The sequence below is a fragment of the Actinokineospora cianjurensis genome (assembly GCF_003663795.1).
In the GTDB taxonomy this organism is placed as follows: Bacteria; Actinomycetota; Actinomycetes; order Mycobacteriales; family Pseudonocardiaceae; genus Actinokineospora; species Actinokineospora terrae.
Window position 1 is genome coordinate 109606 of sequence record NZ_RCDD01000005.1, and the last position, 17811, is coordinate 127416.

The following is a 17811-nucleotide window of genomic DNA, read 5'->3' on the forward strand; positions in this document are numbered from 1 at the left end:
ATGTCTGTGCCAGTGGTTCCGGTGGGTCTCTCGCCCGCCCAGCAGGCGCTGTGGTTCGCCCAGCGGCTCGACGGCACCGGGGCCGGGTACACCACGGCCGAGGCCGTCGAGCTGCGCGGACCCCTCGTGGTCGAGGCGTTCCTGCGCGCGGCGACCACGGTCGGCGCCGAGGCCGAGGCGCTCGGCACGGTCTTCACCACCGATGGCGACGAGGTCTCGCAACTGCCCGGCGCGGTAGCGGTACCGGTGGCACTGGTGGACTTCAGCGACGTGGTCGACCCGATGGCGGCGGCGTCGCGCTGGATGGACGACGACCGCGCGCGTCCGGTCGACCTGTTGGCGGGCCCGGTCGCGGCGCAGGCACTGCTCGTGCTCGGGCCCGAGCACCACCTCTGGTACCTGCGGGCGCACCACATCGTGCTCGACGGGTACGGGTTCTCCCTGGTCGCGCGGCGGGTGTCGGATGTGTACCGCGCGTTGGCCGGTGACACCGAGGTCGGACCGTCGCCCTTCGCGCCGGTGTCGGCGTATGTGGCGGAGCAGGACGTCTACCGCGCGTCGGAGAAGTTCGCCGCGGACCGGGTGTGGTGGGCGGAGCGGGTCGCGGACCTGCCCGAAGTTGTGTCACCTTCGAACTCCACCGAGTCGGTCGTGGGCTTCCGGCGGGTGCGGGGGAGTGCTGACCTCCAACTGGAGCCGTTGCACGGACCTGCCTTGGTTTCCGCTGCCGTGGGGCTTGTGGTGCACCGGGCTACCGGGGCCGACGAGGTCGTGTTGGGGTTGCCGATGATGGGCAGGCTCGGCTCGGTGTCCGCGCGGATCCCGACGACGACGGTCAACGTCGTACCCCTACGGGTCGCGGTGACGCCGGGGACGTCGGTGGGCGACCTGCTCGCGGCGGTGCGGGCCGAGTTGCGCGCGGTCAGTCCACACCAGACCTACCGGGGCGAAGACGTCCGGCGGGACGCGCACCTGCTCGCGGCGGGGCGGCGGCTGGTCGGGCCGTGGGTGAACCTGAAGCCGTACCGGGCCGAGCTGGACTTCGGCGGGGTGGACGCTGCCGTGCACTACCTGTCGGCTGGCCCGGCAGAGGACTTGTCGTTCACGGTCTACAACGCGCAGGGGTCGCTGGAGATTGAGGTTGACGGTAACCCCGCTCGGTACAGCGATGCGGACCTCTCCGGCTACCTCGACGCGTTCGTGACCGTGCTGCGGGGCCTCGTTGATGCTGCCGCCGACCTCCCGACCGGGCGATTGGGGCTGCTGGACGAGCCTGTCTCGGTGGTCGGGCCACAGCCCGCTCGTCCGGCACTGAGTCTTGCTGAACTCGTTGTGGCGCAGGCTGAACGGACGCCGGACCGGGTTGCGGTACGGGACGGGGCGCGGGCGGTGACGTACCGCGAGTTGGTGGAACGCGTTGGTGCGATCGCTGCGACCTTGCGTGAGCGGGGGGCTGGTCCGGAGACGGTGGTGGCGGTAGCGCTGCCTCGGACCGTTGACCTTGTCGCGACGCTGCTGGCGGTGGCGTCCACCGGCGCGGCTTACTTGCCGCTCGACCTGGGGTTCCCGGCCGATCGGCTGGAGTACATGCTCGCCGACGCGGCGCCGGTGCTGGTTGTTGGCGCTGACGGCTTGCAGTTCGACGAGGTGAGGACCGGGATGGTCAGCCCTGTCTCGGTGCGTGCTGATCAGGCCGCGTACGTGCTGTACACCTCGGGCTCTACCGGGCGCCCGAAGGGCGTGGTGATCCCGTCCGGCGCGTTGGTCAACTTCCTGCTGGACATGGTCGACCGGTTCGCGCTCGGTGCCGACGACGTGTTGGTCGCCGTGACGACGGTCGGGTTCGACATCTCCGGGTTGGAGTTGTTCGTGCCGCTGCTGTCCGGTGCCACAGTCCGGTTGGTGGACGGCGACACGGCGCGCGATCCGGCCCTGCTGGCCGCTGTCATCGCCGATGGCGCCACCGTCATGCAGGCGACTCCTTCGCTGTGGCAGGCGCTTCTGGCCGCTTACCCGAACGCTGCCCATGGCCTGCGCGTGCTGGTGGGTGGGGAGGGATTGCCCGCAGATCTCGCGCTAGAGCTCGCGCGGTCTCGTGGTGTCACCAACCTGTACGGACCTACCGAGACCACCATCTGGTCGACCGCACATGACCTGAACGGCGAAGGCGTCTCCATCGGCCTGCCTATCGCCAACACAACCGTCTATGTGCTGGACGGCGCCCTTAAGACGGTCCCCGTTGGCGTTCCTGGCGAGCTCTACATCGCCGGTGACGGTCTCGCGCGGGGCTACCACGCTCGTCCGGGGTTGAGCGCCGAACGCTTCACAGCGGACCCCTACGGGCCCGCCGGGTCGCGCATGTACCGCACCGGCGACCTCGCGCGCCGTGGGCCTGACGGGCTGCTCCACGTGCTCGGCCGGGTCGACCACCAGGTCAAGGTGCGTGGCTTCCGGATCGAGCTAGGGGAGATCGAGACCGTCCTCGCGCGGCATCCCCATGTTGAGCGCGTCGTGGTTGTGGCGCACGGGGCGAGCCTGGCCGAGCAGAGGCTCGTCGCTTACGTCGTCCCGTCGGTTCCGGACGACCTGACTGACTGGGCACGGGCAGCGCTACCGGAGTACATGGTCCCGTCCGCGTTGATGGGGCTACCGGAGATTCCGCTGACCCCTAACGGCAAGGTCGACCGGCGCGCGTTGCCTGCACCGGACCTTGTTGGTGGCGGGCGTGCTCCGCGCAATCCCCGCGAACGAGCGCTGTGTGACCTTGTTGGCGAGGTACTCGGGGTCCGCGATGTCGGTATCGACGACGACTTCTTCGCGCTAGGCGGGACTTCGCTGCTGGCGACCCGGTTGAGCGTGCGGGCGCGGGTGGAGCTAGGTGTCGAGCTGTCCATCCGGTCGGTGTTCGACGCGCCTACCGTGGCCGGGCTGGTGGAGCACCTGACGACGGCAGCGGCGGTGGCGGGTCCTAGGGCTGTGGAACGGCCTGAGCGGGTGCCGTTGTCGTTCGCGCAGCGGCGACTGTGGTTCGTGCACGAGCTTGATGGGCCTGACCCGACCTACCACATCCCGCTGCTGCTGCGGTTCGACGACCAGGTCGATGTGGCCGCCTTGCGCGCTGCGGTCGCCGATGTCGCGGAACGGCACGAGGTGCTGCGCACGGTCGTCGCCACGGACGCGGACGGGATCGCATACCAGGTCATTGGCCACGTGTGGCCCACCGTCCTAGAAGGCGGCACGGTGGATGCAGCCGCGCGTGCCCCGTTCGACCTTCGCGCCGACTCGCCGCTCCGCGTTCACGTGCTCGGTAGTGCTGTCTTGCTGGTGCTGCACCACATCGCGGGTGACGAGTGGTCGCTAGGGCCACTGGTCGCGGACCTAGGCGTGGCGTACGAGGCCAGGTTGGCCGGTACAGCGCCGTCGTTCACACCACTGCCGTTGCAGTACGCGGACTTCGCGCTGTGGCAGCGGGGTCTGGAAGAAGACGGGCTGGACTTCTGGTCGACGACCCTGCGCGGTGCACCGGACGAGGTCGGTCTACGCCCCGATCACGCGCGACCGGCCCGCGCGTCGCACCGTGGCGGCACGGTCCCACTGGACATCCCGGCCGACCTGCACACCGCCGTGCGGGAGCTGGCCGTGCGGTCCGGCACGAGCGTGTTCATGGTCGTGCACGCCGCCCTCGCCGCGCTGCTGTCACGGCTGGGCGCGGGCACCGACATCGTGATCGGCACGCCCACCGCGGGCCGGGTCGACCCCGTGGTGGACCCGCTGATCGGCTTCTTCGTCAACACGGTCCCGCTGCGCACGGACATCTCCGGGGCGCCGTCGTTCGCCGAGCTGCTGGCGCGGGTGCGCGCCGCCGACCTCGCGGCGTTCGACAACCAGAACACGCCGTTCGAGCGCATGGTGGAGGCCCTGTCGCCGCGCCGGTCGGCCGGTCGGCACCCGTTGTTCCAGGTGCTGTTCGCCTACCACCCCGAGTTGCCGTCGGGGTTCGCGCGCTCGCTGGAACTGGTGCACACCGACACGGCCAAGTTCGACCTGACCGTCGACCTGTCGGAGCAGTCGGACGGCCTCCGGGGCTTCGTCGAGTACGCGCTCGACCTGTACTCGCCTACGACCGTCGAAGCGTTCGCTGCGAGGTTCGTGGCGTTCCTGCGTGCTGTGGTGGCCGCGCCTGAGGCGTCGGTGGAGTTGGTCGACGTGCTCTTGGCCCCAGAGCGCGCTGCGGTGACCTCGCTGTGGCAGGGCGCACGGGTCCCGGTGCGCGGCGAGTCGATCCCCGCGCTGTTCGCCGCGCAGGTCGCCGCACACCCCGAGGCCCCTGCGGTCATCGTCGACGGCGGAGCCTGCCTGAGTTACGCCGAACTCGACACCCGTGTCTGGGCTCTGGCAGCCGAACTACGCTCTCGCGGCATCGGCCCTGACTCCATTGTCGGTGTGCTCTTGGAGCGCTCAGCCGCTCTTATCGTCGCCCTGCTGGGAATCCAGCGCGCGGGAGCCGCCTATCTCCCTCTCGACCCTGACTACCCCTTGGCCCGCTTGACCTTCATGGTCGCTGACGCTGCCCCCACGGTGGTCATCGCGGGTGAAGGCAGCGCTCTAGTAGGCACTCCGCACTTGGTCCTCGACCCCGATGGCACCTATCACGGCGGAGAGGCAGGCTTGGGTATCGTCGAGCCTGCTGGCGACCGGGCCGCGTACGTGATCTACACGTCGGGTTCCACCGGGCGGCCCAAGGGCGTGGTGGTGCCGCAGTCCGGGATTGTGAACCGTCTGCTGTGGATGCAGGCCGAGTATGGGCTCACCCCGGGCGAGCGGGTACTGCAGAAGACCCCGGCGAGTTTCGATGTTTCGGTGTGGGAGTTCTTCTGGCCGTTGATCTCCGGTGCGACGCTGGTGTTCGCGAAGCCTGGCGGTCACCGAGATCCGGCGTACCTGGCCGAGGTGATCGAGCGCAACCAGGTCACCACGGTGCACTTCGTGCCGTCGATGCTGCGTGCCTTCGTCGCAGACCCGGCCGCCAAGCGCGTGTCCGCACTACGGCGAGTTCTGTGCTCGGGCGAGGCACTCCCGGAAGACCTGCGTGACGAGTTCCGCGTAGTCTCCACCGCTGAGCTGCACAACCTCTATGGGCCTACCGAGGCTTCGGTCGACGTTACCGCTATCCGTGTCGCCAACACGGGAACCGTCCCTATTGGACGGCCCGTGTGGAACACCGACACCTTCGTCCTGGACCGCGACCTGCGCCCGGTCCCCCCAGGCGTCCCCGGTGAGCTTTACCTGGCCGGTGTGCAACTCGCCTGGGGCTACCTCAACCGGCCAGGGTTGACGGCCGAGCGGTTCGTGGCGAACCCCTTCGCCGAAGGCAGGCTCTACCGCACCGGTGACGTCGCCAGGTGGAACGACGGCGCGGTGGAATACCTGGGTCGTGTGGATGACCAGGTCAAGCTGCGCGGGTTCCGCATCGAACTCGGCGAGGTCGAGGCCGCCATGACGTCCGTCGACGGTGTCATCCACGCGGTGGCGACCGTTCGGCAAGACAGGCTCATCGGCTACGTAGTCCCGCCCGAGGCCAGCGCGCGCGTCAAGGACGAGCTGGCCAAGACCCTGCCCGCTCATCTCGTGCCATCGGTCATCGTGGGTATTGACGCCATCCCGTTGAGCCCTAGCGGTAAGACTGATCGCAAGGCCCTTCCGGAGCCGCAGGCTCAAGCGAACACCGATCGCGCTCCGAAAACGGCTGTGGAGGAGTTCCTCTGCGCCGCTTATGCCGATCTGCTGGGGCTCGACGCGGTAGGCGTAGACGATGACTTCTTCGCGCTAGGCGGCCACTCGCTGCTCGCGACCCGTCTGGTCAACCGAGTCCGCACCGGCCTCGGCGCCGAACTTTCGGTACGCGACGTCTTCGAGGCGTCCACCGTCGCGGGCCTAGCCGCGCGCACGGACATCACCACCGCCCCACGCCCGGTCCCTGGCGAGCTTCCGCGCCCGGAACTGGTCCCGCTCTCGGCCGCACAGCAACGCCTCTGGTTCGCTTACCGCGTCGAAGGTCCCTCGCCGACCTACAACATCCCCTTCACCTCTCGCCTCACCGGCGACGTTGATGTCACCTCTCTCGTTGCGGCGCTGCACGACCTAGTCGCTAGGCACGAGAGCCTGCGCACGGTCCTCACCGACACCCACCAGGTCATCACCGACCGTAAGCCCACCCTCGATGTCGTCGAGACCACCGAGGAAGCACTACCTGCTCTCGTCACCGAGGCTGCCGAGCACGCGTTCGACCTCGCGACCGACATCCCGATCCGCGCGTGGCTGTTCACTACGCCCACCGCGTCGGTGCTGCTGGTCTTGGTCCACCACGTCGCCGCCGACGAATGGTCCGAGGCGACCCTGTGGGCTGAACTTGGCGCTGCCTACACCGCCCGCAAGACAGGACAAGAGCCCGACTTCGCGCCACTTCCCGTCCAGTACGCCGACTACGCCGTCTGGCAGCGGGCGCTCCTCGACACGGTCGCCGACACCCAACTCGCCTACTGGCGCCGGGCACTCGACGGTCTCCCCGAGGAGATCGCCCTCCCCACGGACCGCCACCGCCCCGCGGCCGCCGACCACCGTGGCGCGCGCGTGCGCGCCGTGGTCAGCGCCGACACCCACCGCGCGCTCACCGACCTCGCCGCCGGACAAGGCGCGTCGCTGTTCATGGTCGGCCACGCCGCCGTGGCGGCGCTGCTCACCGCGCTCGGCGCCGGGACCGACATCCCGCTCGGCGCCCCCGTCGCGGGCCGCGTGGACGACCGGCTCGACGGCCTCATCGGTTTCCTGGTCAACACCGTCGTCCTGCGCGTCGACACCGCAGGCGACCCGGGGTTCACCGACCTGCTCGCCCGCGCCCGCGCCGCCGACCTGGCCGCCTACGCGCACCAGGACGTGCCGTTCGACCGGGTCGTCGACGACCTCGCCCCAGCGCGCCTGCTGGGCCGCAACCCGCTGTTCCAGACCATGCTGGTGCACCGCGCCGCCCCCACCGCGAACCCCGGCCTGCCCGGCCACGGCGGCGTCGCGGAGCCGGTCGAGCTGACCACCGCCAAGGTCGACCTCACGATCACCCTGGCCGAACGCGCCGAGGGCGGCATCGACGTCTCCGTCGACTACGCCACCGCCCTGTTCGACCGCGACACCGCCGATGACCTGGCCTGGCGGCTCACCACACTGCTCGACGCGATCGCGACCGACCCGCGTACCCGCCTGTCCGCCATCGACATCCGCACGCCGCGCGAACTCGCCTGGCGCCAGTCGCCCCCGCTCCAGGACGGCCCGCGCACCCTGCCCGAACTCCTCGCCGCGCAGATCACCGCCCGCCCCGACGACATCGCGCTGGTCGCCGACCAGACCCTCACCTTCGGCGAGCTGGGCTCCCGCGTCCGCAAGCTCGCCCGGCACCTCGTCGAGCTCGGGATCGGCGCCGAGGACATCGTCGCCGTCGCCCTGCCGCGCGGCGTCGACCTGGTCATCGCCCTGTTCGCGGTCATCGAGGCAGGAGCGGCGCACCTCCCGCTCGACGCGGACTATCCGCGCGCCCGCCTCGACCACCTCATCGCCGACGCCAAGCCCACGCTGCTGATCACCGACACCCTCACCGCGGACCCGCCCACTCTGCCTATTCACCCCGCCCTGCCCACCCAGCCCACCCTGCGGCCGGACGACCCTGCGATCGACGCCCAGCCGGACACCCCGCTCGACGTCCTCCCGCACCCGGACTCGGCCGCGTATGTGATCTACACATCCGGCTCCACCGGTCTGCCCAAGGGCGTCGCCGTCGCGCACCGCCAGATCACCTCGCTGTTCCAGGCCAACCAGGCCGCTGTGTTCGGCCCGGTGTCCGGTGGGCGGCGGCTGCGGGTGTCGCACGGGTTCTCGTTCGCGTTCGACGCGTCCTGGCAGCAGCTGCTGTGGCTCCTGGACGGCCACGAGCTGCACCTGCTCACCCGGGACGAGTACGCCGACCCCGCCGCCTACCTCAAGGCCGTCACAGACCGCGCTGTCGACTTCGTCGAGGCCACCCCCAGCACCATTGGCATGCTCGTGGACCGGGGTCTGCTCGACACCGGCGTCAAGGGCATCGGCATGGGCGGGGAAGCGGTGCCCACCGCGCTCTGGGAGCGTCTGACCGGCATCGCCGCGTTCGACTTCTACGGCCCGACCGAGGCCACGGTCATGGTCACGATGGCTGCTATCGACGGCGACACGCCCAACATCGGTGGTCCCGTGGCTGGGTCGACCGCTTACGTACTCGACGAGTGGTTGCGGCCTGTCCCGACCGGTGTCACCGGCGAGCTTTATGTTGGTGGAGCGCAGGTCGCGCGCGGCTACCTCAACCGGCCCGCGCTCACCGCCGAGCGGTTCGTGGCCAACCCCTTCGGTGAAGGCAGGCTCTACCGCACAGGTGACCTGGTCCGTCGTGGACGTGACGGGTCTCTGCGGTTCGCCGGGCGCACCGACGACCAGGTCAAGATCCGTGGTTTCCGCGTAGAGCTGGGTGAAGTCGAGGCGGCACTATCTGCGCTTCCCGGCGTCCGCGCATCCGCTGTCGTGCTCCGCGATCGACGACTGGTCGGCTACGTCACCCCTGCCGCGGTCGACGTCACCGCCGCGCGTGCATCCCTGCAGAACGTCTTGCCCGAACAGGCCGTGCCCGGCGCACTCGTTGCGCTCGACGCGTTGCCGCTGACCGTCAACGGCAAGGTAGACCGCGCCGCCCTGCCTGAGCCGGACTTCACCGCCATCGTGTCGTCCCGCCAGCCCGACACGCCAGCCGAGCACGCTTTGGCCGAGGTCTTCGCGACCGTGTTGGGCCTACCGTCCGTCGGCATCGAGGACGACTTCTTCGCCATCGGCGGCGACAGCATCATGTCCATCCAGTTGGTCACCGCCGCACGCGCCGCCGGGGTTGGAATCGCTCCCCGAGACGTGTTCGAACTGCGCACGGTCAAGGCCCTCGCAGCGCATAGCTCTACCGTCTCGACAGGCATCGTCGGCTCGCCCACCGGCGACCTGCCCTTCACCCCTGTCATGCGAGACCTGGTCGAGCGCGGTGGCCCTATCCGCCGATTCGCTCAGACGACCGTCCTAGTCACACCCGAGGGTCTTACCGAGGACGTCCTTCGGCTGGCGCTACAGAGAGTCCTCGCGACCCACAGCGTTCTCGGCGCTCGCCTCACCGACACCGGCGTCACCATCAGCGACGCCCCCACCGTGTCGGACGTGCTGCGCGTCGGACCGTGGGACGTGACCGAGGCACTCGACGCGCTGGACCCCCGGGCGGGCGCGATGATCGCGTTCCGCTGGGACGGCACCGGCCGACTCCTCATCGCCGCGCACCACCTCGTGGTCGACGGCGTCTCGTGGCGTGTCCTGGCAGGCGACCTCGCCGCCGCGTGCGAGGGCGACCTGCCGCAGGAGTCGACCGCGTTCCGGCTGTGGGCGCGGGAACTGATGACCCGTCCCCGTACTGACGGCGACTTCTGGCGCCACCTGCTCGCCGAACCCGTCCAGCCGTGGGGGACCGCTCCACTGGACCCGTCGCGCGACACCGCGGCCTCGACCCGCACCGAACGCGTCGAACTCGACCCGGACACCACCGCCACCCTGCTCACGACGTTGCCCAGGCGCTTCGGCGCCGGCGTCCGGGAGGCCATCCTGACCGGGTTGGCGCAGGCGGCGGGCGGCCCGACGCGGGTCGACATCGAGGGGCACGGCCGAGAGGAACAGGCCGTCCCGGGCGCCGACTTGACCCGCGCGGTCGGGTGGTTCACCTCGCTGCACCCGCTGCGCCTCGATGGTGGACTCAAGCAGGTCAAGGAGCTGTCCCGCGCCGTGCCGGACAACGGAGTTGGCTACGGGCTCATCGGTGGCCCTACCTCCGAGGTGTTGGTCAATTACCTGGGTCGGTTCACCCTCGACGGTCGGCCCTGGTCACCAGCCCCCGACGCGAACGCGCTCGGTGGGGGTGTCGACCCGCAGATGCCGGTCAGCCACGCCATCGCGGTCAACGCTGCCGTGGAGGACCGAGCAGGTGGCGCTGTCCTCGTCGCGGAGTGGACCTACGCGCCTGGTGCGTGCGCGGACGTTGATGTCGTGGCACTCGCCTCGGACTGGGCTGCTGCGGTCAAGGCACTCGCTGTCGACGCCCAGTCGTCTGACGCTGTCGAGCACACCCCGTCCGACTTCCCACTGGTGGCGCTACCGCAGTCCGATGTGGACGCACTAGTTGCGGCCTACCCAACTTTGACGGACGTCTGGCCCCTGAGCCCGCTCCAGACCGGTCTGCTCTACCTCGCCGAGGTCGACGACATCTACACCGTCCAGTTGGTGCTCGACCTCGAAGGTAACGTCAATCCTGACCGTCTGCGTGCGGCAGTTGGAGCTGTCCTCGACAGGCACGCCAACCTGCGGACGTCTTTCCTGACAACGGACTCAGGCGTTCCCGTCCAGGTAGTCACACCGCTCACCACCGTCCCCTTCGCCACCGCCGACGACCTGGGTACCTTCCTGGAAGAGGACCGGGCGCGCGGGTTCGACATCGCGGCGGGCCCGTTGGTGCGATTCACTCTCGTCGGCTCCCGGCTCGTAGTGACCAACCACCACCTGGTGCTCGACGGCTGGTCCGGTCCGCTCCTGGTCCGCGACCTCATCGCGTTCTACTCCGGTACCGAACTCACCGAGCCCGGTGACTACCGCCGCTACCTGGCGTCCCTGGCCCAGCGCGACAGCGCGCCCTGGCAGACGGCCCTGGCCGGGCTCACCGAGCCCACGATCCTCGCCCCCGACGTGGCGGTCGCAGGCCAGCCGAACGAGGTCGTCGTCCCGGTCCGGCAAGACCTGGCCGAGATCGCCCGCGCCCACCGGGTCACCGCGAACACCGTCATCCAGGTCGCGTGGGGCCTGACCCTGGCCAGGCTGCTCGGCCGCGACGACATCGTGTTCGGCGCCACCGTGTCCGGTCGTTCCGGCGCCGTCGACGGCATCGCCGACATGGTCGGCCTGTTCATCAACACCGTGCCCGTCCGCGTCCGCGTCGACCCGGCGGAGACACCTGCCGCGCTGCTCGCCCGCGTCCAGGACGAGCAGGCCACGCTCATCGGCCACCACGACGTCGGCCTCGCCGAGATCCAGCGCAAGGCAGGCTTGGGCGAGCTGTTCGACACCCTGATGGTCGTCGAGAGCTACCCGATCGCCGAAGAGGCCCCCGACGCCGAGATCCGGGTTACCGGCGCCGTCGGCCACGACGCCACGCACTACCCGGTGGCCGTAGTGGCACACCCCGGGCAGGACCTGCGTTTGCGCTACCACGGCGAGATCGGTGAACTCGCCGAGCGGTTCGCGATCGTGCTCGACAACCTCGCCACCGCCGACAAGGTCGGGCAGATCGACGTTCTCACTGACGCCGAGCGCACCACGATCCTCGAAGCGTTCAACGACACCGCCGAGCCCGAGGTCACCCGCACTCTTACCGCCATGGTCACCGACAAGATGGCCGCCGCCCCAGACTCGATCGCCGTTGTCGACGGCGATCGCAGGCTCACCTACCGCGAACTGGACGACCTCACCGCGTCTCTAGCCGCGAAGCTGCGAGCCGAAGGTGTCGGCCCGGAGAAGACCGTTGGCATCGCCTTGCCGCGTTCCGCCGAGATGGTGGTCGCGCTCGTGGCCGTACTCCGCGCCGGTGGTGCGTTCGTCCCCGTCGACCCCGCTTGGCCCACCGACCGCCGTGAGCGGGTCTTGGCAGACTCCCGCGCGGTTGTCGCGATCACCGGTCCGGACGCGGTGGAGCTAACTGTGCCGACTGTGCCCGTCGACCTTGATGCGTGGCCGCACCCCGCCGCTTCCCCGGAGCCCGTTGCGGCTGACGGGCTCGGCCTGGCCTATGTGATCTTCACGTCCGGGTCCACCGGTGTCCCCAAGGGCGCCATGATCCGCCACGAGGCCATCTGCGCCCGCCTGCACTGGCAGTTGGGCCTGTTGGGCTTCGGCACCGACGACGCCACGCTGTTCAAGGCGCCGCTGGCGTTCGACATCTCCATCAACGAGATCTTCCTGCCGCTGGTCGCCGGTGGCCGGGTCGTGGTGGCCGCCGCCGGGGGCGAACGCGACCCGAACTACCTGCTCGACGTGATCGACACCGAGGGCGTCACCTTCGTCTACCTGCCCTCGTCGATGCTCGACGCGCTGCTGACCGTGGCCACCGAATCCGGCTCCCTCGCGGGCCTGCGGCACGTGTGGTGCGGTGGCGAGGTCCTCACCCCGGACCTGTTCGACCGGTTCCGCCGCAGGCTCGACACCACGATGTACCACGGCTACGGGCCTGCTGAGGCCACCATCGGTGTCTCGCACGTGGTGTACCGCGCTTCCGCCGAGCGGATCGCGACCTCGATCGGCAAGCCCAACCCGAACACGCGCCTCTACGTCCTCGACCCGCATCTACGTCCGGTTCCCGTGGGGCAGTCGGGTGAGCTGTACGCGGGCGGTTACCTACTCGGCCGCGGATACGTCAACGCACCCAGTCTGACCTCCAACAGGTTCATCGCGGACCCGTTCGGTCCCGCAGGTGAGCGCCTCTATCGCACGGGCGACCTCGCGCGGTGGAACGTCGATGGCTCGCTCGATTTCGTGGGTCGCGCGGACAACCAGGTCAAGATCCGAGGTATGCGCCTCGAACTCGAAGAGGTCGAGTCAGCCCTATCCACGCACCCGGCCGTCCGGCGTGCCGTGGTGACCGTGCGCAGGTCGTCCCTAGTCGCATACGTCGTTCCTGATGGCTCGGTCACCGTGACCGAGCTGGCCGACTGGGCGCGGTCTGTCCTGCCCGACTACATGGTCCCGTCCACCTTCGTGCTCATGGACGCGCTACCGACGACCGTCAACGGCAAGGTCGACCGGGCAGCCCTCCCGGAGCCCGAGCGCGTCACCACGGGCACCCGTGCACCCGCGACCGCTGTCGAAGCCGCGCTCGTCAGCTTGTTCGCGGACGTCCTCGGCTTGGACGAGGTCGGCGCGGACGATGACTTCTTCGCGCTCGGCGGCGACAGCATCATCTCGATGCAGCTCGTCGCACGCGCTAGGGCGACCGGGATCAGGTTCACGACCCGCCAGGTGTTCGAGACCCGCACGGTCGCCGCTCTAGCCGCGGTCGCCGAACTCGGCACGACAGCGCAAGCGCAGCCGGACAACGCCATCGGCGAGATCCCGCTGACCCCGGTCATGCGTGAGCTTCTTGGCAGAAGCGGTCCCATCAACCGTTTCCACCAGTCCAGGCTTCTTCTGGCTCCTGCCACGCTCACGTTCGACCGACTTGCCGCCGCCGTCAACGCCGTGGTCGACGTTCACCCGGTCCTGCGCACTCGCTTGGTGGATGACGCACTTGTCGTCGGTAGCGCGAACGCCGTCGTCGCCCATGTCGACGCCGCCGGGCACTACGGCCCGCAGTGGAACAAGACCCTGCTGGACGCGACCGAGCGGGCCATCAGCGAGCTGGATCCGGCCGCAGGCGTTGTGCTCCGCGTCGTCTGGTTCGACCGTGGCCAGGGTGAGCCGGGCCGAGTCCTGATCGTCGCGCACCACCTCGTCATCGACGGTGTCTCGTGGCGAATCCTCGTGCCCGCACTCGCTGGCGCCGTCAACGGTGAACGTCCGACCGCGACAAGCCTGTCCTTCCGAGGCTGGGCTACCGCACTCCACAAGCAGGATCGTGAAGCGGAACTGCCCGTGTGGCAGGAGATCGCCACTCCAGCGCACAGGCTGGCCTCGCGGCCGCTAGAAGGCGTCGTCGACACAGTCGGCACCGCCAAGACCCACACCGTCACGATCCCCAACGCGACGACCTTGCTCGGTCCCATCCCCGCCGCGTTCCACACCGGGCCCACCGAGGTGCTGCTCGCCGCGCTCGCCACCGCCGTCGGCCGGCCCATCGTGGTGGACCTTGAGGGCCACGGCCGCTCCGACGAGGTCACCGACACCATCGGCTGGTTCACCGAGATCCACCCGGTCCGCCTCACCCCCGGCGACACTCCCGCCGCGACGCTCAAGCTGGTCAAGGAGGCCGTCCGCGCCGTTCCCGGAGACGGGCTCGGCCACGGCCTGCTCCGCGACCACTTGCCCGCCGCGCCGCGCGACATCCTGGTCAACTACCTGGGCCGCATCGGCGCGGGCGAGACCGGCGACTGGTCGGCCGCGCCCGAGGCCGCCGCGCTCGCAGGCGGCGCCGACGCCGCCATGGCCGTCGGACACCCGGTCGCGCTCAACATCCTCGCCGAGGGCGACACGCTCACCGCGCACTTCGCGTGGGTCGCTGCTGTCCCCGACGAGACGGTGCACGACCTGGCTGCCCGGTGGGCCGCCGCGCTGGCCGACCTCGCCCGAGTCGACGGCGGCGGGCACTCGCCCTCGGACTGGCCGCTGGCCGCGCTCACCCAGGTCGAGGTCGACGAGATCGACGAGGGCCACGACCCGGCCGATGTCTGGTCGACCACGCCGCTGCAAGAGGGCCTGCTGTTCCTCACCGCGTTCGACGAGTCCGAAGTGGACGTCTACACCACCCAGCAGGTGCTGACCCTGCGCGGCGACGTGGACGGCAATCGTTTGCGCGCCGCCGCGCAGGCCGTTGTCGACCGGCACGACACGCTGCGGGCCGCGTTCCCGACGCTGTCAACGGGCCGGGTCGTCCAGGTGGTCGCTCGCCGGGTCGACGTGCCGTGGCGCGAGGTCGCCGCAGGTTCCGCGCAAGAGGCGGAGGTCTTGATCGCCGCGGACCGCGCTATCCGGTTCGACCTCGGGACGGCTCCGCTTATCCGATTCCTGCTCGTGCGGCTGCCCGGCGACGAGGCGCGACTGGTGCTCACCAACCACCACGCGATCCTCGACGGCTGGTCCACTCCGCTGCTGGCTCGCGAACTGTTCACCCGCTACGCCGGACAGGAACTCCCTACCGTCCGCTCTTACCGCGAGCACCTCACCGACCTCGCTTCGCGCGACCACGACGCCGCCAAGGCCGCGTGGCGTGACGCGCTCGCCGGTCTCGACGAACCGACCCTGGTCGCCCCGGACGCGCCGCGCACCGGCGTGCTGCCCGACCAGCTCGACCTGACCCTGCCCGCCGAGACGGTGACCGCGCTGACCTCGACGGTGCGCGGCATCGGGGTCACCCTCAACGCCGCCGTGCAGGCCGCGTGGGCGCTCGTGCTGGCCAACCACACCGGCCGCGACGACATCGTCTTCGGCGCGACCGTCTCCGGCCGCGACGGCGACCTCGACGGTGTCGGCTCGATGGTGGGCCTGTTCATCAACACCGTGCCGGTGCGGGTCCGGCTCGACCCGGCCGAGTCGTTGGCCGCCCTGTTGACCCGGCTGCACGGCGAACAGGCCGCGCTGCTCGACCACCAGCACCTCGGCCTCGCCGACATCCAGCGCGGCCGCGGGGACCTGTTCGACACGCTCACCGTGTTCGAGAGCTACCCGGTCGACTCCGACGCGTTGGAGCGGGCCGAGAACGCGGCCGGTTTCCGTGTCACGGAGGTCGAGGGACGCGACGCCACCCACTACCCACTGACGCTGTTGGTCCTACCGGGCACCCAGACCACGCTCACCTTGCGCTACCGCCCGGACGTCATCGACGAGCTCACCGCGCACGCCCTGCTCGGACGCGTCGAGCGTGCCCTGGAGACCATCGCCGACCAGGCGACCGCCCCGGTGAGCGCCATCTCGTTGCTCACCTTCGAAGAGAGCTACAACGCCCTCACCGCCTGGCAGGGCTCACCGGTCGCGGTTGACGCCACCACGTTGCCCGCCCTCTTCAAGGCGCGAGCCGTCGACAGCCCTGACACGACCGCTGTCGTGGTGGACGGCGGAGCGACTCTCACCTACGCCGAGTTGGACAAGAGGGTCGCCACGCTCGCGGGTGTCCTGGCCGCTAGAGGTGTTCAAGAGGGCTCGGTCGTCGGTGTGCGGCTGGAGCGGTCGGCGGCCCTGATCGTCTCGCTGCTCGCGGTGCAACGAGCGGGCGGTGCCTACCTGCCGCTCGACCCGGACTACCCGGCCGATCGACTCGCCATGATGATCGCCGACGCCGCCCCGACGGTGGTGATCGCCAGCGATCCGGATGACGGCGACCTCGTCGTTGACGCTGACGGCGCGCCAGGGGAGTGGGCGCTACCGCTCGCAGACGAGGTCACCAACCGCGACCGCGCCGCCTATGTCATCTACACCTCGGGATCGACCGGCCGCCCCAAGGGCGTCGTTGTGCCGCACTCCGGCATCGTGAACCGCCTGCTCTGGATGCAGGCCGAGTACGCGTTGACACCGGGCGAGCGGGTGCTGCAGAAGACCCCGGCGAGTTTCGATGTGTCGGTCTGGGAGTTCTTCTGGCCGCTGATCACCGGCGCGACGCTGGTGTTCGCGAAGCCTGGCGGTCACCGCGATCCCACCTACCTGGCTGAGGCGATCGAGCGGAACCGCGTCACCACGGTGCACTTCGTCCCGTCGATGCTGCGCGCCTTCGTGGCCGACCCCGCCGCGCGCGAGGTCACCACCCTGCGCAGGGTTCTGTGCTCGGGTGAGGCCCTCCCCGCTGACCTGCGCGACGAGTTCCGCCAGGTGTCCCAGGCTGAGCTGCACAACCTCTACGGGCCCACCGAGGCGTCGGTCGACGTCACGGCGATCCAGGTAGCCGACACGGGCGCAGTCCCGATTGGACGCCCGGTCTGGAACACGCAGACCTACGTCCTTGACTCGTTCCTGCGCCCAGTAGCACCGGGCAATCCAGGGGAGCTCTACCTCGCCGGTGACCAACTCGCGTGGGGCTACCTCAACCGCGCCGAGTTGACATCCGTCAGGTTCGTCGCGAACCCGTTCGGAACCGGAAGGCTCTACCGCACCGGTGACGTCGCCCGCTGGGCCGATGGTGTCCTGGAATACCTCGGCCGCGCGGACGACCAGGTCAAGCTGCGCGGGTTCCGCATCGAACTCGGCGAGGTCGAAGCCGCGATGGCCGCGCACGTCACCCACGCCGTTGCCGCTGTCATCGACGACAGGCTCATCGGCTACTTCGTGGGCGAGGTCGACACCGACGCACTACGCGCGGAACTCGGCAAGACGCTGCCCGACCACATGGTCCCGTCCGCTTTCGTCAGCCTTGAGCGTGTCCCGCTGACCCCTAGCGGTAAGACGGACAGGAAAGCCCTACCCAGGCCCGATTTCGCTGCCCTGGTCACTGACAGGGAAGCCGATACCGACATCGAGCGGACCCTCGTCGACCTGGTCGCGACCGTTCTCGGTCTCCCGGCCGTCGGTGTGGACGACGACTTCTTCGCGCTAGGTGGGGACAGCATCGTCTCCATCCAGCTCGTCGGCCGGGCCCGCGCGGCAGGGATCACGTTCTCCCCTCGCGACGTCTTCGAGCGGCGGACAGCGGCCGGGATCGCGTTGGTCGCCACTGTCGAGCGCCGCGAGTCCGAGGCGGAGGGCGAGGGCATCGGCCTCGTCCCGTTCACCCCGATCATGCGCGACACCCTCGCCCGCGGTGGACCGCTCAACCGGTTCTCGCAGGCCAGGTTGCTGCGCGCCCCGGCGGACCTCGACATCGACCGGCTCACCCGCGCGGTCGACGCCCTCCGGGCCAAGCACCACGTCCTGCGCGCCCGGCTCACCGACGACGGCCTGCTCGTCCCGGACATGGCGCCTGCCGATGTGGTGCGGCGGGTCGACGCCAGTGCCCGCACCGACGCCGAACTCGCGTCAGTGGCCGCTTCCGTCGCC

The 17811-nt window shown here is 69.9% G+C and carries 1 protein-coding gene (only partly in view); it reads left to right on the forward strand.

Annotated features, from left to right (window positions below):
* On the forward strand, window positions 1–17811 hold the 5' portion of the coding sequence (locus CLV68_RS26015; RefSeq protein WP_121393527.1) for a non-ribosomal peptide synthetase. 1071 nt of this gene lie beyond the right edge of the window; only the first 17811 of its 18882 coding nucleotides appear in the window; it begins with the start codon at window positions 1–3; its stop codon lies beyond the right edge, outside the window.